At 59.2% G+C, this 22,462-nt stretch carries 15 protein-coding genes and 2 pseudogenes; 15 read left to right on the forward strand and 2 right to left on the reverse strand.

What is annotated here, in order from left to right; genetic code table 11:
• The first annotated feature begins 39 nt into the window (after positions 1 to 39).
• The 7 genes and pseudogenes from tuf (at position 40) to gmk (ending at position 9,226) form a co-directional block, all read left to right on the forward strand.
• Positions 40 to 1,239 carry an elongation factor Tu gene (gene tuf, locus DB51_RS04200; protein WP_034252080.1) on the forward strand — a complete coding sequence of 400 codons (1,200 nt, stop codon included), beginning with the start codon at positions 40 to 42 and terminating at the stop codon, positions 1,237 to 1,239.
• Positions 1,240 to 1,528: 289 nt separating this feature from the next.
• Positions 1,529 to 2,092 carry an elongation factor P gene (gene efp, locus DB51_RS04205; RefSeq protein ID WP_034253731.1) on the forward strand — a complete coding sequence of 188 codons (564 nt, stop codon included), beginning with the start codon at positions 1,529 to 1,531 and terminating at the stop codon, positions 2,090 to 2,092.
• Positions 2,093 to 2,104: 12 nt separating this feature from the next.
• Positions 2,105 to 2,489 (forward strand): annotated as a pseudogene (gene nusB, locus DB51_RS10425) (transcription antitermination factor NusB); the annotation flags it as partial.
• A 487-nt stretch (positions 2,490 to 2,976) separates the two neighbouring features.
• On the forward strand, positions 2,977 to 4,206 hold the full coding sequence (gene carA / locus DB51_RS04215; RefSeq protein ID WP_034252082.1) for a glutamine-hydrolyzing carbamoyl-phosphate synthase small subunit: 1,230 nt from the start codon (positions 2,977 to 2,979) through the stop codon (positions 4,204 to 4,206).
• The gene (gene carB, locus DB51_RS04220) at positions 4,199 to 7,579 is read left to right on the forward strand and encodes a carbamoyl-phosphate synthase large subunit (protein WP_034252084.1); all 3,381 of its coding nucleotides are present in this window, start codon (positions 4,199 to 4,201) and stop codon (positions 7,577 to 7,579) included. The genes carA and carB overlap by 8 nt, the downstream gene beginning before the upstream one ends.
• Entirely contained in the window at positions 7,579 to 8,517 is a 939-nt protein-coding gene (pyrF, locus tag DB51_RS04225; RefSeq protein WP_034252086.1) for an orotidine-5'-phosphate decarboxylase, read from the forward strand. Before carB ends, pyrF begins: the two co-directional genes overlap by 1 nt.
• 118 nt (positions 8,518 to 8,635) lie before the next feature.
• On the forward strand, positions 8,636 to 9,226 hold the full coding sequence (gmk, locus tag DB51_RS04230) for a guanylate kinase (RefSeq protein WP_034252089.1): 591 nt from the start codon (positions 8,636 to 8,638) through the stop codon (positions 9,224 to 9,226).
• A gap of 121 nt (positions 9,227 to 9,347) precedes the next feature.
• Here the strand turns inward: gmk and ilvD are convergent, their stop codons facing one another.
• Positions 9,348 to 11,207: a dihydroxy-acid dehydratase gene (gene ilvD / locus DB51_RS04235; protein WP_034252092.1), complete on the reverse strand. Its 1,860-nt coding sequence runs from the start codon at positions 11,205 to 11,207 to the stop codon at positions 9,348 to 9,350.
• Positions 11,208 to 11,363: 156 nt separating this feature from the next.
• On the opposite strand from ilvD, the gene rpoZ reads away from it, so the two are divergent.
• The 5 genes from rpoZ to fmt all read left to right on the forward strand — a co-directional run bounded on the left by rpoZ (position 11,364) and on the right by fmt (position 17,485).
• Positions 11,364 to 11,648 (forward strand): DNA-directed RNA polymerase subunit omega, encoded by a 285-nt coding sequence (gene rpoZ / locus DB51_RS04240; RefSeq protein WP_034252095.1) that lies wholly within the window; start codon positions 11,364 to 11,366, stop codon positions 11,646 to 11,648.
• Between the two features lie 239 nt (positions 11,649 to 11,887).
• Positions 11,888 to 13,102 carry a methionine adenosyltransferase gene (gene metK, locus DB51_RS04245; RefSeq protein WP_034252099.1) on the forward strand — a complete coding sequence of 405 codons (1,215 nt, stop codon included), beginning with the start codon at positions 11,888 to 11,890 and terminating at the stop codon, positions 13,100 to 13,102.
• A gap of 139 nt (positions 13,103 to 13,241) precedes the next feature.
• Positions 13,242 to 15,482, forward strand: a complete 2,241-nt coding sequence (locus tag DB51_RS04250) for a primosomal protein N' (protein WP_034253735.1) — start codon at positions 13,242 to 13,244, stop codon at positions 15,480 to 15,482.
• 236 nt (positions 15,483 to 15,718) lie between these two features.
• Positions 15,719 to 16,423, forward strand: coding sequence for an HAD family hydrolase (locus tag DB51_RS04255; protein WP_034252102.1), 705 nt, complete (start codon positions 15,719 to 15,721; stop codon positions 16,421 to 16,423).
• A 90-nt stretch (positions 16,424 to 16,513) separates the two neighbouring features.
• The gene (fmt, locus tag DB51_RS04260) at positions 16,514 to 17,485 is read left to right on the forward strand and encodes a methionyl-tRNA formyltransferase (protein WP_034252104.1); all 972 of its coding nucleotides are present in this window, start codon (positions 16,514 to 16,516) and stop codon (positions 17,483 to 17,485) included.
• A 9-nt stretch (positions 17,486 to 17,494) separates the two neighbouring features.
• On the opposite strand, the gene serB is transcribed toward fmt, so the two are convergent.
• Entirely contained in the window at positions 17,495 to 18,169 is a 675-nt protein-coding gene (gene serB, locus DB51_RS04265; protein WP_051867268.1) for a phosphoserine phosphatase SerB, read from the reverse strand.
• Between the two features lie 38 nt (positions 18,170 to 18,207).
• On the opposite strand from serB, the pseudogene DB51_RS04270 reads away from it, so the two are divergent.
• From DB51_RS04270 to dop, 3 genes and pseudogenes are all read left to right on the forward strand, one after another.
• Positions 18,208 to 18,814, forward strand: a pseudogene (locus tag DB51_RS04270) (DedA family protein); the annotation flags it as partial.
• Positions 18,815 to 19,000: 186 nt separating this feature from the next.
• Positions 19,001 to 20,731 carry a proteasome ATPase gene (gene arc / locus DB51_RS04275; protein WP_084674550.1) on the forward strand — a complete coding sequence of 577 codons (1,731 nt, stop codon included), beginning with the start codon at positions 19,001 to 19,003 and terminating at the stop codon, positions 20,729 to 20,731.
• Positions 20,728 to 22,449, forward strand: coding sequence for a depupylase/deamidase Dop (dop, locus tag DB51_RS04280; protein WP_034252106.1), 1,722 nt, complete (start codon positions 20,728 to 20,730; stop codon positions 22,447 to 22,449). The genes arc and dop overlap by 4 nt, the downstream gene beginning before the upstream one ends.
• The last annotated feature ends 13 nt before the right edge of the window (positions 22,450 to 22,462 follow it).

Consider the following 22,462-nt stretch of genomic DNA (forward strand, 5'->3'; position numbering starts at 1 on the left):
CGCACAGACAAACTACGAGATGTCCAGGAGGACAAACACATGGCAAAGGAAAAGTACGAACGTACTAAGCCGCACGTTAACATCGGTACCATTGGCCACGTCGATCACGGCAAGACGACCCTGACGGCTGCCATCTCCAAGGTTCTGCATCAGCAGTATCCAGATCTGAACCCTGAGTACGATTTCGACCAGATCGATTCGGCTCCTGAGGAGAAAGAGCGCGGTATTACCATTAACATCGCGCACATCGAGTACCAGACCGAAAAGCGTCACTACGCTCACGTCGATGCTCCTGGCCACGCTGATTACGTCAAGAACATGATCACCGGTGCCGCTCAGATGGACGGTGCAATCCTCGTGGTTGCCGCCACCGACGGCCCAATGGCTCAGACCCGTGAGCACGTCCTGCTCGCCAAGCAGGTCGGCGTTCCGAAGATCCTCGTCGCTCTGAACAAGTGCGACATGGTCGACGACGACGAGCTCATCGAGCTCGTCGAAGAAGAGGTCCGCGACCTTCTGGACGAGAACGGTTTCGACCGCGACTGCCCAGTCATCCGCACCTCCGCCTACGGCGCGCTGCATGACGATGCTCCTGACCACGAGAAGTGGGTCAAGACCGTTGAAGACCTGATGAAGGCCGTCGACGACTACATCCCGACTCCTGTCCATGATCTGGACAAGCCGTTCCTGATGCCAATCGAAGATGTCTTCACCATCTCCGGCCGTGGCACCGTGGTGACCGGTCGTGTGGAGCGCGGTAAGCTCGCAGTGAACAGCAACGTCGAGATCGTCGGTCTCCGCGACACTCAGACCACTACCTGCACCTCGATCGAGACCTTCCACAAGCAGATGGACGAGGCAGAGGCTGGCGACAACACCGGTCTGCTGCTCCGCGGCATCAACCGTGAGCAGGTCGAGCGTGGCCAGGTCGTGGCAGCTCCGAAGTCCGTCACTCCTCATATGAAGTTCGAGGGTGAGGTCTACGTGCTGACCAAGGATGAGGGTGGCCGTCATTCGCCGTTCTTCTCCAACTACCGTCCTCAGTTCTACTTCCGCACCACCGATGTGACCGGCGTCATCGCACTGCCGGAAGGCGTCGAGATGGTTCAGCCTGGCGATCACGCCACCTTCACCGTCGAACTGATCCAGCCAATCGCCATGGAGGAAGGTCTGACCTTCGCCGTGCGTGAGGGTGGACACACCGTCGGCTCAGGCCGTGTCACCAAGGTTCTCGAGTAGTCTGAACTGCTCATAAACCTTTAGGGGGATCTGCTTCGGCAGGTCCCCCTTTTGCGTTCCAGAAGATTCTGAGTGTGCCATTGAATACGATAACTGCACTAAAAGGACAGCTTTTTCGAGAAATTCTCTGCCAAAAGCTGTCCTTTTAGTGCAGTTATCATCTCAGAGTGCTCATCTATCTGCGCATCTACAGGAAAATGCGGTGCGGCAGCGGTGTTTAGACGATGTGGCATAATGGACAAGGCATTTTTACAGCAGTCCGTAGAGGACTCGGAATAGGTGAGTGAACGTGGCGCAAACAACTAATGAAATCAAGAACGGTTCAGTCCTCAACCTCGAAGGCAAACTGTGGACGGTTATCAAGTTCCAGCATGTGAAGCCAGGTAAGGGCCCGGCCTTCGTGCGTACCACGATGAAGGATGTGCTGAGCGGCAAGATCGTCGACAAGACCTTCAACGCAGGTATGAAGGTCGAGTTTGAGACGGTCGATAATCGTACGATGCAGTATTCATATCGTGACGATGGCAGCTTCGTGTTCATGGATATGACGAATTTCGAGCAGGTCAACATTCCCGAGAATCTGATTGGTGAGCAGGAGCGTTTCCTCTTGGAAGGCACCGATTGCATCATCAGCTTCCACGACGGCAACCCGCTGTCCGTCGAGCTTCCGGCATCGGTGACTCTGGTGGTGTCTCACACCGAACCAGGTCTCCAGGGCAACAGGTCCAACGCCGGCACGAAACCTGCCACAGTCGAGACCGGAGCCGAGATTCAGGTACCGCTGTTCATCAATGAGGGCGAACATATCAAGGTCGATACCCGTGATGGCTCGTATCTCGGTCGAGAGAACTGAGGACCAGGCTTCATGGCACGTTCAACCGCCCGTAAACGGGCGCTGAATACCTTGTACGAAGCAGATGAGAAGGGGCAGGAAATCCTGTCCCTTCTTGCTGAGCGCATCGAACATCCGGGGGCGCAGACTCCGCTGCCCGAGTATGCAATCGACATCATCCGCGGCGTCAACGAGCATCTTCGCACCATCGACCACGCCCTCAACGAGTACTCTCCTTCCTGGAAGGTGCGTCGTATGGCCGTGGTTGACCGCAATATCCTGCGCATGGCCACATGGGAAATGCTCTATAACGATGAGGTACCCGATAAGGTCGCCATCGACGAGGCGATATCGCTCTCCAAGACCTTGTCCGATGCCGAATCGCCCAGTTTCATTCATGGTCTGCTGAGCGCGGTGGACGATCATCGTGATGATATTCACGAAGTCATCGAGGAAGCGGCGCCCGCATCCGTCGATTCGCAGGACAATGAGGATTCTCAGAACGTAGACGATTCTCAGAACGTTCACGATTCGCTGGACGTTGACGATTCGCAGGACGCTGACGGCCAGCCCGGCGATGAGAGTGCAGGCGAGTCCTCCGAAGAGACCCACCCCACAGATGGCGAGGCAATGGATATCGACATTGCGGACCTGCAGATCGGCGCGAGCGAAGATCTCGATGAGGCGCTTAGTGATGAAGCACACATTGCGAGTGACTCCGAGCTGAAATCCGAACAGGATAGAGTTCCTGAAGAGGGTCGCTCAGACATGTCGGATTCGGCGGAACACACCGAAAATGACGACGCATCCGGCAACGAGGAAACCGCGGAAAGCAAACATTCGCAAGGATAGCTTATCCAAGGCGCTGGGTATCCTTGGTACGAATATCCGCTGCAAGAGGGGGTTTGGTGAAGTTGAACGATTCCGAAACCATTGCAGTCGAGAGTTTTTCCCAACAAGATGCTGTGCTCGTCCTTGAGGACGGGCAAGTGTATGTGGGCAGACCTTTCGGCGCGATAGGCGAGACGAGTGGTGAAATCGTCTTTGCAACAGGAATGACCGGTTACCAGGAAACGCTGACCGATCCGAGCTACGACCGACAGATCGTAGTGCAGACATTCCCGCACATCGGCAACACCGGTGTGAACGGGGAGGATACGGAATCGTCCAAAATCTGGGTTTCAGGCTATGTGGTCCGTGACCCAAGTCCCAATGTGAGCAATTGGCGTGCCCAGGGGAGTCTGGATGAGGATCTCGTCAAGCAGGGCATCGTGGGCATCTGCGATATCGATACCCGTAAGCTGGTCAGGCATCTACGCAATGGCGGTGTGATGCGGGCCGGAGTCTTTTCCGGGGATGCCCTGCTCAATGCGCAGGGTGTGACGAGTTCGACGGATGAGCTTGTCGCCAGGGTCCGCTCCACACCGCAGATGCAGGGATCGCATCTTACCGGCGAGGTCAGCACGGACAGTACCTACACTGTGGAGCCTGCGGGGGAATATGCAGGCAAAGAGCCGTTGTTCACCGTCGCGGCAGTGGATCTCGGCATCAAAAGCATGACCCCTCACCGTCTGGCCGAGCGCGGCTGCCGTGTGCACGTGGTGCCGCTGAGCAGCACGATTGAGGACATCGAAGCCTTGCATCCTGACGGTGTGTTCTTCTCCAATGGTCCCGGAGACCCGGGTACCGCGGACGACGAAGTCGCCCTTCTCCGTGCGATTCTCGACCACCGGTACCCCTTCTTCGGTATCTGTCTCGGCAACCAGCTGCTCGGCCGGGCGCTCGGTTTCGGCACGTACAAGCTGAAGTTCGGACATCGCGGCATCAACCAGCCCGTCAAGGACCTGACCACCGGCAAGGTGGAGGTCACCGCCCATAATCACGGATTCGCGGTTGACGCCCCGATAGGGGAGACCGTGCAGGCGCCTTTTGACGACGGGCGTTACGGCAAGGTCCGCGTCTCTCATGTGGATCTCAATGATGATGTCGTCGAAGGGCTGCAATGCCTCGACATCCCGGCATTCTCGGTCCAATACCATCCCGAGGCCGCTGCGGGTCCGCACGATGCCTCATATCTGTTTGATCGTTTCGTCGCATTGATGGGGAACGCCAAGGAAGGGAAGACGAATGCCTAAGCGTACCGACATTCACTCGGTTATGGTCATCGGCTCAGGCCCTATAGTCATCGGGCAGGCCGCCGAATTCGATTATTCGGGAACGCAGGCCTGCCGGGTGCTCCGGGAGGAAGGCATTCGCGTCATCCTGGTGAACTCCAATCCCGCGACCATCATGACGGATCCGGAAATGGCCGATGCCACGTATATCGAGCCGATTGCGACTCCTGTGCTCGAACGCATCATCGCCAAGGAACGCCCTGATGCCCTGCTGCCTACGCTTGGTGGGCAGACCGCTCTCAACGCGGCCATGGCGCTGGGTGCGGCGGGCGTGCTGGAACGCTACAATGTGGAGCTTATCGGTGCCTCGCTTGAAGCCATAGACCGCGGCGAAGACCGAGACCTCTTCAAGAAGATCGTGGAACAGGCCGGTGCTGAGTCGGCTGCTTCGATGATCGCCCATACGATGGAAGAAGTGGACGCTGCAGTTGAGGTGCTCGGGTACCCCCTGGTCGTTCGTCCAAGCTTCACCATGGGTGGCCTCGGCTCGGGAATCGCCCATAACGAAGAGGAACTGCACCGCATCGCGGGTGCGGGCATCCACTATTCGCCTACCAACGAGGTGCTGCTCGAAGAGGGCATCGAAGGTTGGAAGGAATACGAGCTCGAGCTGATGCGCGACAAGAACGACAACGTTGTTGTCGTCTGCCCTATCGAGAACGTCGACCCGGTCGGGGTGCATACCGGCGATTCCATCACAGTCGCGCCCGTGTTCACGCTTACCGACCGCGAATACCAGCGGATGCGTGACATCGGCATCAAGATCATCCGCGGCGTCGGTGTCGATACCGGCGGCTGCAACATCCAGTTCGCCGTGAACCCGGATACCGGCAGAATCATCGTCATCGAGATGAACCCACGTGTCTCCCGCTCCTCGGCATTGGCATCCAAGGCGACGGGTTTCCCCATCGCCAAGATCGCCACCAAACTGGCCTTGGGATACACGCTCGACGAGATTCGCAACGATATCACGCAGTCCACACCGGCCAGCTTCGAGCCGACAATCGACTATGTGGTCACCAAGATTCCGCGCTTCGCCTTCGAGAAATTCCCCGGTGCAGACCCGACCCTGACGACATCCATGAAATCGGTGGGGGAGGCCATGGCCCTGGCGGGCAACTTCCAGGAGTCCTTGGGCAAGGCATTGCGTTCCATCGACAAGCGTCATATGAACTTCACATGGGACGGTCAGAGGCCTGATCGCTCCGAGGTCGAGCAGCTGCTGGTCGACATGCATACTCCCACGGAGCACCGGTATCTCCAGGTGCAGAGGGCCATGTGGGGCGGCGCGAGTATCGAGGAGATATTCGCGGCCACCAAGATTGACCGGTGGTTCCTGCGTCAGATCGAGATGATCAATCAGACCGCGGAAGAGGTCCGGGAATCCGGTGCCTTGGGGGAGCGTCTGCTGCGCAAGGCCAAGAAGTCGGGTCTCAGCGACGTCCAGATCGCCCAACTGCGCAATCTGGGTGACGGCGGAGAGAACACCGTCAGAGAGCTGCGGTGGAATTACGGTATCCGACCGGTGTACAAAACCGTTGATACCTGTGCCGCGGAATTCGATGCGGTGACGCCGTATTACTACTCCTGCTACGCCGATGAATCCGAATTGCGTCCTCGTGAACGCGAAGCGGTGATTATTCTTGGCTCGGGCCCGAACCGTATCGGTCAGGGCATCGAGTTCGATTACACCTGCGTGCATGCAGTCCAGGAACTCGGCAAAGACTATGACACCATCATGATTAACTGCAATCCCGAAACGGTGTCCACCGATTACGACATGTCCGACCGTCTGTATTTCGAGCCTCTGACCTTCGAGGATGTCCTCGAGGTCTTCGAGGCCGAGAAGAAGATGGGCCCCGTCAAAGGCGTTATCGTGCAGCTCGGCGGCCAGACCCCGCTGTCGCTCGCGGCGCGTCTGAAAGCCGCAGGTGTGCCCATTCTCGGTACGTCTCCGGAGGCCATCGACCTGGCCGAGAACCGTGAGCTCTTCGGTGAGGTGCTCGCCAAGGAGCATATGAATGCGCCGAGGTATGGCACGGCCCTGTCTCTCGACGAGGCGATGGAATCAGCTCATCGCATCGGTTACCCGGTTCTGGTCCGTCCATCGTACGTACTGGGCGGACGAGGTATGGAAATCGTCTATGACGACGCCCAACTGACCACCTATGTGAACCGTGCGCTCGATGAGGCGAAGGCCGACACCATCGTCTCGGGACGACTCGCGTCACCACTGCTCATCGACAAATTCCTTCAGGATGCCGTGGAGATCGACGTCGACGCGTTGTTCGACGGCGAAGAGCTGTACATCGGCGGCATTATGGAGCACGTCGAGGAGGCCGGTGTGCATTCTGGTGATGCAGCCTGCACCCTGCCGCCATGCACGCTGTCGGAGGACCAGATACGCCGCCTGCGCGAGGGGACCCTCTCCATCGCCCAGGGCTGCGGTGTGCGTGGTCTCATCAATGTGCAGTACGCCTTCATGGCGAACACCCTGTACGTTATCGAAGCCAACCCGCGTGCGTCACGAACCGTTCCCTTCGCATCCAAGGCCACCGGAACCGCTTTGGCCAAGGCGGCGGCACGCATCATGGCCGGCGAGAGCATCGCCGACCAGCGCAGGAACGGACTGCTGCTGCCTTCGGGCGATGGCGGTGACATCCGTCCGGGACAGCCTGTTGCGGTGAAGGAATCCGTGCTGCCCTTCAAGCGTTTCAGAACTCCCGTCGGGCGTACCGTCGACATTCTGCTCGGGCCGGAGATGCGCTCAACCGGTGAGGTCATGGGCTTCGACCGCGACTTCCCGCACGCCTTCGCCAAGAGCCAGCTTGCGGCGTATGACGGCGGCCTTCCGACCGGGGGCAACGTGTTCCTCTCGGTGAATGACACCGACAAGCGCCAACTGCCGTTGATGGCTTCGAAGCTGCAGGAACTCGGGTTCAAACTGTGGGCCACCAAGGGCACGGCGTCCGTGCTGAGCCGCTACGGCATCGAATCCCAGGTCGTTGAGAAGATCACGACACGCGTCGATTCGAGCGTCACCCCAATCGGTGTCGACCAGTCCGAGCAGGAGCAGGGCAAAAACGTTGTGCAGCTGATCGAGGAAGGCGTGATAGACATGGTGCTCAACACCCCGAATTCACGCGGTTCTCGTTCTGACGGCTATTCGATTCGAGCAGCTGCCATAGCCGCGGATTTGCCGCAATTCACCACCATCACGGAGTTCTCCGCAGTGTTGATGGCCATTGAGGCGGTTCGTAATGATGATTATCAGATTATGAGCATTCAGGAGCATGCTGAACAGCTCTATGCCATGGAAGGCAGTGTGAACTGATGACCGACCGACGCGCAGAGGAACTCAAGGCCCAACGATCAGACTTCGGCTTGCGCCTGAGTAAATCCATGGAGCATTTCGGTCCTTTGTGCGTCGGCATCGATCCTCATCGCAAGCTGCTGACCGACTGGGGCTATCAGGTGGATGCCGAGGGTGCCGAACTCTTCTCCATGCGTATGCTTCAGGCGGCGTATGGGCGCGCCGCGGCCGTGAAATTCCAGATCAGCATGTTCGAACGATATGGTTCCAAAGGTTTCGCTGCCTTGGAACGTGTGCTTTTCGCGGCTCGGCAGCTGGGCATCATCACCATCGTCGATTGCCTTCGAGGAGGGCTCTCGACCACGGTTTCGGCCATTTCCGATGCCTATTTCAAACCTGGTGCACCCCTGCTCGCCGATGCGATTACGCTGCTGCCATACTACGGTGCGCGTTCGCTCAGCGGGCTGATCGACGAGGCGTTGAATTACGGCCGTGGGGTATTCGTCGCATCGCTGACATCGAATCCCGAAGGGGCGAGCCTGCAGTCGGCCATTCGGCAGCAGGGCACTTACAAAGGCAAGACCGTGGCCTACGGTATTGCCTCGACGGCGCAGAAATTCAATGCGGATGCCGAGGGCATGGGTTCGGTCGGCTTGATCATCGGCGCGACGATTGGTGATTGGATCAAGAAAAGCGGCGTCGAGCCCGCGGCCTTCACCGGCCCGATTCTTTCCCCAGGATATGGCTGGCAGGGTGCCGAAGCCAAGGATATCCAGATGGTGTTCTCCGGGACCCACGGCAATGTGCTGGTCACCGTATCCCGGTCGATAGCGATGAAAGGGCCCGATATCAAAGCCCTGGCGCAAGCCACCGACGACATATCGCAGGACATCAGGAAGGCGCTGACCCAAGTCAACGGCAACGCCGACGAAGCCGGCAACGACGACTCCAAGCAATAGTCTTCCCTTGTATGCAAACGCCCGGTGTGTATGACCGTGCGGTGTGCAAGAATTTTTCTGTTGGAACCGATATATGACGACGTGAAACGCCGATGAAGAGGAGCAGGCAGTGAGCCAGATGAACGAGAGTGCGTCAGGAAAACATCGTCTGGTGGTGCTCACGGGCCCTACCGCCGTCGGTAAAGGGACCGTTGAAGCACAGTTGCGTGCCGCTCACCCCGAAGTGTGGGTGTCCGTTTCTGCGACCACCAGGGCACCGCGCCCTGGAGAGCTGCATGGCGTGACCTACTGGTTCGTCGACGAGCAGGAGTTCGCGGCCATGGAGAAGCGCGGCGAGTTTCTGGAAACAGCTCTTGTGCACAATATGGCCCATTACGGAACTCCTCTGAAGCCAGTGCTCGAACATATGAACGCGGGCATTCCCACCATTCTGGAGATTGATCTTCAGGGTGCGCGACGTGTCAAGGAGCGTGCCGCCGAGCTCGGGCTCGACGTGGTCTATGTGTTCCTCGCACCACCGAGTTTCGAGGATCTGATTGCCAGATTGGCCTCGCGCGGCACCGAAAACGAGGAGCAGCGCCAAAAGAGGCTTGAGACCGCCAAGGTGGAATTGGCGAGCGAAGGTGAGTATGACGTGGTGATCACGAACGATACCGTCGAGCATGCCGCGGAGGAACTGTGGAACGTCATCAGCCGCGAATACGCCTGATGCTGTGATGCTGTCACGACGGAAAGTACAAACAAGATAAGTGCAATAAAAGGACAGCAAATCGCCGAAAATTCGGCTGAAAAGCTGTCCTTTTATTGCACTTATCTCATATCGGCAAGCGTTACGCGAGTCCGGAGAGACTTTCGATGAGTTCTGGGTCGCGGGTTGCTCCCTTGTCCGCAGAACGCGCGAAGGCCGCATACGCCTTCAATGCGAGCGAGACCTTGCGATCGCGATGCGCCACGTAGCCGTCACCTGCCTCGAGATCGGCACGACGCTGGGCGAGCTCCTCATCGCTGAGCTCCACGTTGATTGCGCGGTTCGGGATGTCGATGTTGATGATGTCGCCGTTCCTGACCAGGGCGATCGGCCCCTTGCTGGCCGCTTCGGGTGCCACGTGCCCGATGGACAGACCGGAGGAACCTCCCGAATAGCGTCCGTCGGTTATCAGGGCCACATCCTTGCCGATGCCTTTGCCTTTGACGAATGAGGTCGGGTACAGCATCTCCTGCATGCCCGGGCCGCCCTTCGGACCCTCGTAGCGGATGATGAGCGCCTGTCCGGGTTGCAGGGTGTTGTCGAGAATGACCTTGACGGCTTCCTCCTGCGATTCCACCACGAGTGCCGGCCCGCGGAACTCCCATATCTCCTTGGGCACGCCGGCGGTTTTCACCACGCACCCGTCAGGGGCGAGATTGCCGCGGAGAATCGCCAGGCCACCTTCCGTGACTGCAGGATGTTCGAGGTCGTGAATGGCACCGTGTTCACGGTCAGTATCCAGCGTGTCGAACTCCACCGACTGGTTCCACGGTTCGGGGGAGATGATATGCCCCGGAGCGGCGTGATACAGTTTCTTGGCTTCGTCCAGACAGGTGGGGCGCATGATGTCCCAGTCGTCGAGTTTGGCTTCAAGACTCGGATAATCTACGGAATGGGTGTCGCGGTGCAGCACGCCGCCGCGGTCGAGTTCGCCGAGGATGCCGCAGATGCCTCCGGCGCGATGCACGTCGGAAATCTCCCACTCTCCTGAAGGCGAGGCCTTGCAGATGCAGGGCACGGTGTGGGAGATGCGTTCGATGTCGTTCAGAGTGAAGTCCACGTCCGCTGATTGCGCCGCTGCGAGGATGTGCAGCACGGTGTTCGTGGAACCTCCCATGGCCACATCCATGGTCATGGCGTTCTCGAAGGCGTGCTTCGTGGCGATGGCGCGGGGGAGCACCGAGGCGTCGTCCTGGTGATAATAGCGATCGGCAAGGTCGACGATCACTCGACCGGCCTTTTCGAACAGTGCGCGACGTGCCGTATGCGAGGCCAGTGTGGTGCCGTTTCCGGGCAGTGCCAGGCCCATCGCCTCGGCGAGGCAGTTCATCGAATTCGCGGTGAACATTCCGGCGCATGAACCACAGGTCGGGCAGACGCTCTTCTCCAGAGCGAGCACATCGTTGTCGTCCATCGAATCGTCGGCGGAGGCATACATCACGTCGATGAGGTCGGTGTTCTCCTTCACAGTGCCGTCGGGCATCACGGTGGTGCCGGATTCCATCGGTCCGCCTGAGACGAAGATGGTCGGGATGTTCAGACGAAGGGCTGCAAGCAGCATGCCGGGGGTGATTTTGTCGCAGTTGGAGATGCAGATGAGGGCATCGGCGCAGTGCGCGTTGGTCGAGTACTCCACGGCGTCGGCGATGATGTCGCGGCTGGGAAGGGAGTACAGCATGCCCGTGTGACCCATGGCGATACCATCATCCACGGCTATCGTATTGAACTCTCGGGGTATGCCGCCCGCTTCCTTGACTGCCTGGGAGACCAGTCGGCCGACCTTGTTCAGATGAACATGGCCCGGGACGAATTCCGAGAAGGAGTTGGCGATGGCCACAATGGGCTTGCCGAAGTCCTTCTCGTCCACGCCTGCGGCCCTGTAAAGGGCACGGGCTCCTGCGAACATTCGTCCATTCATTATTTTGGCTGATCTCATTTGCATATCTTCATTCAAGTGGGGATTGGCGACACTATCCTGCTGAGGGCCGAATACTGGAATAAAAGGCTGAAAATAGGCCGTGCGTATATTCTCAAAATCTTAGCTGCGCGGTATAATCACGGGGATTGAACGAACAGCATACATTGTATTGGAGAATATATGGCATTCGGTACCGAGCCAACACCACAGGGATTTGTGGATCCGTCTATCGACGATCTTATGGGACATGCTGATTCCAAGTATGCACTCGCCATTTTCGCTGCCAAGCGTGCTCGCCAGATCAACTCTTACTTCACCCAGCTCAACGAAGGTCTGCTGCAGAACGTCGGACCGCTGGTGGAGTACCAGAATCAGGAGAAGCCGCTGTCCATCGCTTTCAGGGAAATCAACGAAGGTCTTCTTGAGGAGACCCTTGGTGAGGATGATCTGAGCGAAGGCAACTGAATCCTCGTTCGCATGGTGACGGAAGCGCCACGGCTGCTGCCGTGCATTCAGGTCGAATGCGCGGCCCGGGTCTGATATGGTCCAAGCGTCCGGCGCGACTGTCCTACCTGCGACGAACACTAGTAGTGATGAATTATCAATGATTCGCAATCCGGCCAAGGAGCCGAACGAGGTACTCACCGCTTTGCGGATACGGCGCACATGGTGCGCCGAAATCATATTGGGGGGTAAACAGGGACATGCCAGAAAGACGTCTCATTTCAGCGGAATCCGTAACGGAAGGCCATCCTGACAAGGTCTGCGACCAGATATCGGATGCGATTCTGGATGACATGCTTGCCCAGGACCCACACTCCCACGTCGCGGTGGAGACATCCGCGACCACCGGTCAGTTCTTCGTCTTCGGCGAGGTCAGCTCGCAAGGCTACACCGACATCCAGCACAAGGTGCGTTCCGTACTGCGCAATATCGGCTATACCAGTTCAGAAATAGGCCTGGACGCGGACTCGTGCGGCGTACTGGTCGCCTTGGGCGAGCAGAGTGCCGAGATTCGCCAGGGCGTTGACCGTCTCTCCCAGGAGCAGGAATCGGCGGCCACCCGCGAGGAGCGCTACGAGTCGCAGGGTGCGGGCGACCAAGGCGTGATGTTCGGTTACGCGTGCGACGAGACCGACGTGCTGATGCCTCTGCCGATCTACCTTGCACACCAGCTGGCATATCGGCTGGCTCAGGTACGCAAAGAGGGCATCGTCAGTCATCTTCGTCCCGACGGCAAAACACAGGTGACCATCGAATACGACGAGGACAACCGCCCTCTGAAGGTCAATACCGTGTTGATCTCCACGCAGCACGACCCTGATGTCGACCGTGAATGGTTGTCCGGGGAACTCCAGCAGAACGTCATCGAGCCTGTGCTCGATGAGGTCTGCGGCGACAAGGTCGAACATGAGAACTACCGTCTGCTGGTCAATCCGACGGGTTCCTTCATCCTCGGAGGTCCGGCCGCGGATGCCGGTCTGACGGGCAGAAAGATCATCGTCGACACGTACGGTGGCGCCGCGCATCACGGTGGCGGCGCATTCTCCGGAAAGGACCCGAGCAAGGTGGATCGTTCCGCCGCCTATGCAGCTCGCTGGGTCGCGAAGAACATCGTGGCCGCCGGTCTGGCGCGTCGCGTCGAGGTGCAGATCGCCTATGCCATCGGCGTAGCGGACCCGGTCAGCATCAACGTCGAAACGTACGGTACCGAACAGGGCGTGAGCTTCGAGCAGATACAGCAGGCCGTGCGCAAGGTTTTCGATCTGCGACCTGCCGCGATTATCGACGAGCTGGACCTGCTACGGCCCATCTATTCCAAGACCGCAGCCTATGGTCATTTCGGTCGCACGGATCCCGACTTCACCTGGGAACAGACTGATAAGGTTGAGGAGTTGAAGGCCGCAGTAGCCGCATAAGGCGGAGTTTGCCGTGGTGGACGCTTCGCCCGCCCGAAGATGACGGTCGCGTGATTTCGGACACCGTGTCCTTACAGGGCACGGTGTCCTGTTGCTTTTGCAAGGCATGACTGCTCAACAGCTATCGAGATGAGGAATGATGGACGAATCACAGGCGCAGCAGCCCGCGCTCGATGGTTTGGCGCCTCCGAAACGGCGTAGACGCGGCCCCGCGCGACGTGTTCCGGCGGAGGATCATCCTGTGGCGCAGGTAATTCTGGATGTGCAGGCAACGCATCTCGGTCGGACCTTCGACTATCTGGTGCAACAGCGTGATGAGCATACTGCCGTGCCCGGAGTCCTGGTCAGGGTCCGTTTCGGCGGCAGACTGGTCAACGGCATCGTTTGGAAGCGCATCTCGTCAAGTCAGACACTCGCCTCGTCGCTGAAGTTCATCGAGCGTGTGCTTTCCCCGGAAGTCCTGGTTCCGGAACAGTTGCGTGAGGACATCGGCGATATCGCCGATGCCTATGGCGGCACCAGGGCGAATATTCTCAGACTTGCGGTCCCTCCTCGTGTCGCGAGAATCGATGATGAGCAGAGATTCGCCGCCGGACCGGGCTTCGGCAAGACTCGATACGGTCTCGGCGAAGGTACCCTGGCATGGCATAAAGCTCAGTCGGAACGCTTCGCCGCATCCTACGAATCTGCGCAAGCGTTGAAGCAGGGCATTGGCGGCAGAACCTTCCAGGCCTTTGTCCTTGATACCTTGCCCGGGCCGCTGCGATGGGCAATGGACGCAGCCTGGATGATGATCGAAGCGCTGACGGTCGGCAAGTCGGTGGTTCTGGTACTTCCCGATTCACGTTCACTAGACGAGATGGATGCGATGCTCGCTTCCATTGGGATGCGACCATTCTCGCCGGGCAAAGTCGAACACGGCGGCTGGACGGGTGATTATGTCAGACTGGGCAGCTCGATGCCTCCCGCCGAACGATACCGCTCCTACCGGGCTTTGGCGAGCGGTCAGCTGAGATGCGTGATCGGCACCCGCGCCGCGATGTATGCGCCGATCGAGGGTCCTGCGTTGTTCGCCATCGTGGATGACGGTGTATACCAGAACGCCGATGGACATATGCCGTATGCGAATGCCAGGGGTGTGCAGAGGCTGAGAGCAAGGAATCACCACGGTGTGTTTGCCGTGATTTCCTTTGCTCGCAGTGCCACCAGTCAATGGGAATGCGAGGTTTCCCGGAGCGAGGCTTCGGGCGTGACAGGGCCCAGCACAGCGCTGAACGGACTTCCCAGCGTGATCAAGAACGACATGCCATGGATTCGATGGTTGAACAGAGAAGAGCTCTCGCGCCTCGCTGATCCGACGATGGGCGCACGAGTGCCCCATACTGCGGTGAGCGTGCTGACCAAGGCACTTCAGGAAGGGCCTGTGCTGCTGTCCGTGCCGCATGACGGCGTGCATCAGGTGCTGAGCTGTGCGAACTGTCACCGGAGGGCGCAATGCCGACGCTGCACCGGTCCGCTCCGGGCCAAGTCCTCGGGAGCTCCCCAATGCATGTGGTGCGGGGCAATTGCCGTGGATTGGCATTGTCAGCACTGTTCGTCGCAGCGTCTGCAGATGATTCGCGTGGGAGCGGCGGGAACGGCGATGGAGCTCCGTCAGCTGTTCCGTCATGTGCCTCAGGTGATTTCAACACCTCAACAGCCGCGAGGGATCGTAGAAAGCGTTGTCGACAGGTCTCAGATCGTTATCGCCACGCCCGGGGCGGAGCCTCATGTCCTCGCACAGGACGGCGAGGCGCTTCATGCCGGTTACAGCGCCGTCGCGATATTGGATGCCTGGACCGGCCTGTATGCGCCCGGAATTGATGCCCGTATAGACACTCTTGATACATGGATGAGAATAGTGGCGCAGTGCAGACCCCGTTCCAAGGGAGGTCAGGCCCTGTTGATCGGCGAGGCGGACCCGATAGCAGCTCAGTCTCTGATGACCTGGAGCCCCACGGTGTTGGCTTCACGAGAGCTCGCAGACCGTAGGGAGACCGGCATGCCTCCTGTCGTTGCGACGGCATGCATCTGGGGTGGAAGGGATGCCGTCATGCAGACGCTCGGTGAGATAGGCGTCGTCGGAGGCGATTTCACAGTCGTGGGCGAGGGCGACGACGCCTTGCCCGGTTTCCTCGGCCCCGTTCCCATACCTCAGCCGAAATCCATCGCCGCACGTCAATTCGAAGGCACCGACGACAGGGTCAGAGTGCTGGTACGTGTCTCTCCCGACAGACGTGACGATCTTGCCGGACGGCTGCGCACCGCCGTGGGGAGGCATATGGCATCGCGTGACAGGCAGGAGCTGAGATTTCAGATGGACCCCAAGAACCTGCTCTGATTGAGGGCCAGCCGGGCGCGTCGCGTTGTGCTGTGTGCCGAAGGCGGGGTGCCAAAGACAGGGTCGGATGGCATCATGGTGGGATGAGGTGATATGTCGGCCGCATCGACGGTAGATCCGTCCGCATGCGGCGGCACCAGAAGACCATGTGTTGGCAATGATGTGCCGGAAACGGGGTCTCGGCAACGAAGAGTTGACGATGACACGTCAATGGTCGCCACGATAGGAGGAACGATATGAAGGGTTGGCCGAATGAACCCGATATGGACAATGATGTCATCATCGCTGAGGACCGCGCAGCCGAGGCGCTGGGCAATCCCGTCAGCGATGTGATATTCGACTTCGGTAATGTGCTGGTCTTTTGGGACCCGGCCGCCGCGATGATGGGACGATATTCTGAGCGAAGCATCGACAGTCTGCTCGACAATGAGATTTCCGGATTCTACGATGCCAACGACCGCATGGATGCGGGTGCGAGTTGCGCGGATACCATCGCATGGCTTCGTCAGACCAAGGGTGACGAGTGGGCGGATATGTTCGCCTATTACTGCGAGAACTTCGTGGATTCCCTGACCGGCGTGGTGCCGGGGGCGCGGAAGCTCATCGAGGACCTCAAGGCAGTGGGCATCCATGTGTGGGGTCTGTCCAACTGGTCCGCCGAATTGTTCCCCATCGCTTGGGAACGTTACGAGATTCTGCATTCCCTGGAAGGCAAAGTGGTATCGGGCGAGATTGACATCCGCAAGCCTTCGGTCGAAATCTACGAGTATCTGCTGCAACGCTTCGGCATCGAGGCGCGCAAAGCGGTGTTCATCGACGACAAGGCCATGAACATCGTAGGAGCCAACGCTGCGGGCATCCGGGGCATACGCTTCACGGACCCCTACAAGCTGCGCGCATTGCTCATCGAATCAGGCATAGATATTCCAGCTGTACGCTAATGCAGGAGAGTCGGGGCTCACGCTTCGGCAACGAGGTACGGGAACGACGATTGCATCGCCGCGAATGTTCAGGGGGTTGAACGCAGAAGAATGAAAGTATTATTCGCAGGAACGCCGGATGTCGCAGTGCCCTCACTGCGCGCATTGTCGGAGGACAAGGAACGTTTCGAGGTCGTGGCCGTACTGACTCGGCCCGACGCTCCACGCGGCCGTGGTCGCCATCTGTCCCCGAGCCCGGTAAAGAGCGCCGCCTTGGAGCTCGGCATTCCGGTCATTGAAGCAAACCCTCGGGAGGACGGCTTTGTCGAAAGGCTCAAGGCGACTGGAGCCGAGGCTGCTGCCGTGGTGGCCTACGGCAACATACTCCGGCAGAATGTTCTCGACGCATTGCCGCACGGCTGGTACAACCTGCACTTCTCCCTGCTGCCTCAATGGCGGGGAGCGGCACCGGTGCAGCGAGCGATATGGTCGGGGGAGACCCTCAGCGGGGCGACGGTGTTTCGCATCACCGCAGGAATGGACACGGGTCCCATCATCGCTCAGTCCACCACGGAGATAGGTCCCCATGAAACCTCCGGCGAGCTGCTCGACCGACTCGCCGTTGACGGTGCCAAGCTGCTCGCCATGGCCTTGCAGACCGTGCAGAATGGGACGGCCATAGCTGTCGAGCAACCTCAGGGGGCTTACGAGAAGGCCGAGAAGATTACCTCGTCGGATGCCCATATTATTTTCGACGCGCCCGCTTTCGCGGTGGACCGTCAGATACGTGCCTGCACCCCCGAACCGGGAGCATGGTGCACCTTGTCATTGACGGGTGAGGAGAGGAGTGATGCGCAGACGATGCTTCACGTCCTGCAGGGGCGGATCGCCGACCCCGCCGACCCTCAACTGCCTCACGGGTTGCTTCCAGGTCGGCTCGCGCACTCCAAAAAACATGTTTGGGTGGGGACTCTCACCGAGCCCTATGAATTGCTTTCGGTGAAGCCTCAGGGGAAACGCGGCATGGCTGCCTCGGACTGGATGCGTGGCGCCCATCTTGAGACGGGTGCCCGCTGCCTCTGATACCGAGGCCTAGCTCTGGGCGTGACCGTCGATGATATCGATGACCTGCATCAGGTCACGCTGCTGTATGGCGTAATGAGCCGCCTGCTGTACCACGGGTTTGGCGCAGAAGGCTATGCCGACTCCGGCTGCGCGAATCATGGGAATATCGTTGGCCCCGTCTCCGATGGCCACCGTCTGCGCCATCGGCACGCCATCTTCGGCCGCCCAGCGGCGCAATGCCTCGAGTTTGGTGTCTTTCGTCACCACGGGGCCGACGGTCAGCCCGGTCAGCACACCATTCGCAATGCCCAGGTGGTTGGCCAGACTGTGATCGATGTGCGCGCGCCTGACCAGACCTTCGACCAGTTCGCTGAATCCTCCGGAGACCACACCGACCGTCCATCCGCGTTCGTGCGCGGTGTCGATCATCTCCAGAGCTCCCTTGGTGAAATGCAGCCTGTCGAAAACGCTTTCAAGCGTGCCAACTGGCATGCCCTTGAGCAAGGCCACGCGTTCCGACAGGGCGGCTTTGAAATCGATGTCGCCGAGCATGGCACGGCGGGTGATGTCGGCTATGCAGGCACCTGAACCGGCGGCCTCTCCCAGCAGATCGATGACCTCCTCATCTATGAGCGTGGAATCGACATCCATCACCAGAAGACGTTTGGACTCGTGCGAAGCTTGCAAATTTTCATCGGTCATGCTTCTGATTGTCTGAAATTGCTGGGACAATGGCCACCATGAATCCAGACGCACTAGTCCTGGCCGCGCCTGTCTGCACAACGGGCGAATCCGGCATCATCGGTGCAATGACCAATTGGTTGGTCGAACTCATGGAACACGCGGGCGGTATCGGAGTGGGCATCGCCATTGCCCTCGAATCCGTATTTCCTCCGATACCGAGTGAGATTATCCTGCCTCTGGCAGGTTTCACGGCAGCCAGGGGCAGGCTGTCGATTGCCGAAGCCATCATATGGGCGACCATCGGCTCCGTTGTGGGAGCTTGGATACTGTACGGCGTGTCCCGTCTCATCGGACTCGAGAGAATCAACAGAATAGCCGACAGGATACCCGGTACAAGCCGCAAGGATGTGGAGAAGGCCGACCGCTGGTTCGTCAGATACGGCACATGGTCGGTGCTGTTCGGACGTATCATTCCGATTGTCAGGTCCCTGATATCCATTCCGGCAGGTCTGAACAAGATGAATTTCCTGCGGTTCACGGGCTGGACCTTTCTCGGTTCCGCACTGTGGAACAGCCTGCTGATCGGCTTGGGATATGCGCTTGGCGGGCAGTGGTGTTCAATTCTGAGCGTGCTGAGCATTTTCGAGAACGTGGTCATCGTCGTTATCGCCCTTGGAATACTTCTGCTGATTGCGCGCTGGTTGCGTAATCTTGTTCAGGAGAGACGGCATCAGGGAGCATCGCGCGATACTGGCGAAGCATTCACGAAGGTGCGGGACGAGGCGTCGCGCACGGAGGATGCCCATCAGGACGGGTCACGTCCGGATATCGATGGGCCGGACAATCGGCATGAGCTTGGAGGCGGTTCAGGTGGAGCACGGCAAGGCGGCGACTGAAAGTCGGGATGACCTCGACCTGCGTGATTCGCAGCGGCAGGCGCAGGAGCTGCATGAGTTGCAGGAGTTGCTGGACAGCAGCCGTGAGAAGAATCATGCCCTGGCCAAGGCGCTGACCAGAGCCGGACACGAGTTGGGCAAGGCCAAATCCCAACTGATGCAGCAGACCCAGCCGCCGATGAGCTTTGCGGTGCTGCTGGGCATCGACGGCGTGCGCACCGACGACCAGGGTGTGAACCATGCCAATGCGGAGGTCATCTCAGGTTCGCGCAGGATGATTGTGCCGGTGTCGTCCATGGTCGACGCCGCTCGCTTGCATAGTGGCCAGGTGGTACTGCTCAACGAGAGTCTCGTTCTGGTGCAGATTAGGGACGCGCCCATTGCCGGCGTGGTCCGGAACGTGCAGGAACGAATCGACGAGCGGCGGCTCATGGTCTCCGACTCTTCGGGAGCCTCTACCGTGGTGACCTGTGCCGACGGCGTGCTGACCGATTCCCTGAAGGTTTCGGACCGGGTGATACTTGATGATTCCTTGCACATAGCATTGGGGCTGCTGCCTGCCGAGGACGATGACGATCTGGTCCTCGAAGAGACGCCCGATGTGACCTTCGCGGATATTGGCGGGCTTGACGAACAGATCGAACGGATTCGGGACGCCGTGCAATTGCCCTTCCAGCATCGCGCCCTGTTCGAACGCTACAGTCTGAGACCGCCAAAAGGCATTCTTCTGTACGGCCCTCCGGGAAACGGCAAGACGATGATTGCGAAGGCCGTGGCCAATAGCCTGGCCGAGGGCAGCGGGGTGGGGAGCGGTGTGTTCCTTTCGGTAAAGGGCCCCGAACTGCTGAACAAGTTCGTCGGGGAGTCTGAGCGTCTTATCAGAGGCATATTCAAACGCGCTCGTGAGCGAGCCTCAATCGGTGTGCCGGTTATCGTATTCATCGACGAAATGGATTCCCTGCTTCGTACACGCGGCACCGGGGTGTCGTCGGATGTGGAGACCACCATCGTGCCGCAGTTCCTCGCCGAGCTGGATGGCGTCGAATCCTTGGACAATGTGATGGTTATCGGCGCTTCGAACCGCGTCGATATGATTGACCCCGCCGTACTGCGTCCGGGCAGGCTCGATGTGAAGATACGCGTGGACAGGCCGAACGGCGAGCAGGCCGAGGGGATTCTGAGGCACTATCTTACCGACGATCTTCCGATAGGCGGCGGCGAGCAGGCCGACACCCTCGTAACCAAGGTGGTCGAAAGCATCTATACCAGGCAGGAAATGCGCCATATCTGCGATGTATGCGACGATCAGGGGCAATGGACGTCGATGTATTTCGGCGACCTGGTTTCCGGCGCCATGCTGAAGAATATCGTGGACAGGGCCAAAACCAAGGCGGTGAAGGCCTCCATCGAATGTGGTGCCGACATCGCGCTCGATGAGAGCATGTTCGCCCAGGCCATCGACGACGAATTCCTGGAAACGGCGGATTCGGTGTGCGACGCGGACCCTTCACAGTGGTCGCGTGTCACCGGACTCGGGGAAGGCCGTGTGCTGCGGATTGTTCCCGTGGCGGGCAACTCGCGTCGGGCCCCAGTGAACCGGATAACGGACCGTGAAGCCGTCGAAGGCCAGATGGGAGAGGCTGCTGTGCCGCTATCTCAGGAATCGAGGGAAGAGACGATATGAGCGTCAGACGGGTGATGGGAACGGAGACCGAATACGCCGTCTCCCGAGAAGACTCGCCCATCGACAATCCCGTTCAGCTCTCCTTCGACGTGGTCCAGGGTGCCAGCACCGACATCAGCAGCCATATCCGTTGGGATTACAGACAGGAGGACCCGATCAACGATGCGAGGGGCACTCGTTTGGAGCGTGCGTCGGCACGCCCGGACATGCTGACGGACACGCCCTCCTGGCATATCACCAATGTCATCGCCCCCAACGGCGGACGGATATATGTGGACCACGCTCATCCCGAATACTCGGCGCCGGAGTCCACCGACCCCTTCGAAGCAGTGAAATACGACGCCGCCGGGGATCTGCTGATGCATGATGCAGCCGAAAGGTCATCGCGACTCATCGGCAAACACATCCTGCTGCACCGCAATAACGTCGACGGCAAAGGAGCGAGCTGGGGCACGCATGAAAGCTACCGAAGTCTCAGAGCCGTTCCCTTCGCCGTCATCAGCCAGATGATGACTGCGCATTTCGTCACCAGACAGCTGTATACGGGTTCCGGCAGAGTCGGCATCGGCGAGCGAGGGGAGTCTGCAGGCTATCAGCTCAGTCAACGGGCCGACTACATACACACCCGGATAGGACTGCAGACGACCTTCGACAGGCCCATCGTGAACACGCGCGACGAGTCGCATGACACCGAAGCGTATAGGCGCCTGCATGTGATCGTAGGAGATGCCAACCGTATGCAGGTACCTCAGTTACTGAAGCTGGGAACTACGAGCATGCTGCTCTGGCTGACCGAACATGCCCGGGAATCCGGTGTACATCTTGATGGGCTGCTCGAGGAACTGACCTTGGCCGATCCGGTCAAGGCCCTGCACCAGGTCTCTCACGACCTCACACTCGGGGTTCGGCTGAGCATGGAATCCGGAGAGGAACTCACCGCTCTGCAGATACAGACACGGCTGTTCAGGGCAGTGGCCGAGGCGGGTTCCACAGTGCACGGCTGCGACGAGCAGGGGCAGGTCATATGGCCTGACGAAGCCACAACACGAATCATGGCCATGTGGGAACGCGCCATCGAGGATTTGCGCAAGCTGGCCGAATCCGACGACGAAACACGTCTGGAGATGAGCGACCAGTCCTCGCGCTTCGAGTGGCTGTTCAAATGGCAGATCGTGGAGGGTCTTCGCAGACGATATCATCCAGAAAGCGGTATGTCGGATGCCGCGTCCTGGGCCGATCCGCGCCTTCGTGCCGTGGACCTGTCCTGGGCCCGTCTGGATGGGCGTTCGATTTTCGATAGAATCAGGACCCGTGTCGACGCACCTATCGGGGATGCGACGATACATGACGCGTGCCGCACCCCGCCGAACGATACCCGCGCATGGTTGCGTGCAGAGCTGCTTGAGCGCTTTCCCCAGGAGATCGTGGCCATGTCATGGAGCAGCATCACGGTTCGTGACATGGCGCAACACGCTTCGGATACCGGTGGAGGTGTGCCGGATATCGCTGTTCTTCAGGATTCGAGCGCCGGTCTGCAGCGTGACGCCCGGCAGCGGCATAACGCCTTGTGGAGTCTGGACATGCCCGATGCCATGAGCTTCAACCGGAAGCAGATCGCAGACGCGCTTGACGGTGTGCAACATGCGAAGGACGCCCTTGAGCTGTGCGAAGCCCGTGTCCACGCGGGCGGACAGCGGCACATCATACGTAGTGTGTAGTATTTCAGAGGAT

It is taken from the genome of Bifidobacterium crudilactis (assembly GCF_000738005.1).
In the GTDB taxonomy this organism is placed as follows: Bacteria; Actinomycetota; Actinomycetes; order Actinomycetales; family Bifidobacteriaceae; genus Bombiscardovia; species Bombiscardovia crudilactis.

Coding starts and splice junctions, on each gene's coding strand:
- tuf (WP_034252080.1), top strand. CDS start 40: ATGGCAAAGGAAAAGTACGAACGTACTAAGCCGCACGTTAACATCGGT.
- DB51_RS04250 (WP_034253735.1), top strand. CDS start 13,242: ATGGACGAATCACAGGCGCAGCAGCCCGCGCTCGATGGTTTGGCGCCT.
- arc (WP_084674550.1), top strand. CDS start 19,001: ATGAGCTTGGAGGCGGTTCAGGTGGAGCACGGCAAGGCGGCGACTGAA.
- rpoZ (WP_034252095.1), top strand. CDS start 11,364: ATGGCATTCGGTACCGAGCCAACACCACAGGGATTTGTGGATCCGTCT.
- dop (WP_034252106.1), top strand. CDS start 20,728: ATGAGCGTCAGACGGGTGATGGGAACGGAGACCGAATACGCCGTCTCC.
- serB (WP_051867268.1), bottom strand. CDS start 18,169: ATGACCGATGAAAATTTGCAAGCTTCGCACGAGTCCAAACGTCTTCTG.
- fmt (WP_034252104.1), top strand. CDS start 16,514: ATGAAAGTATTATTCGCAGGAACGCCGGATGTCGCAGTGCCCTCACTG.
- carB (WP_034252084.1), top strand. CDS start 4,199: ATGCCTAAGCGTACCGACATTCACTCGGTTATGGTCATCGGCTCAGGC.
- ilvD (WP_034252092.1), bottom strand. CDS start 11,207: ATGCAAATGAGATCAGCCAAAATAATGAATGGACGAATGTTCGCAGGA.
- pyrF (WP_034252086.1), top strand. CDS start 7,579: ATGACCGACCGACGCGCAGAGGAACTCAAGGCCCAACGATCAGACTTC.
- gmk (WP_034252089.1), top strand. CDS start 8,636: ATGAACGAGAGTGCGTCAGGAAAACATCGTCTGGTGGTGCTCACGGGC.
- DB51_RS04255 (WP_034252102.1), top strand. CDS start 15,719: ATGAAGGGTTGGCCGAATGAACCCGATATGGACAATGATGTCATCATC.
- metK (WP_034252099.1), top strand. CDS start 11,888: ATGCCAGAAAGACGTCTCATTTCAGCGGAATCCGTAACGGAAGGCCAT.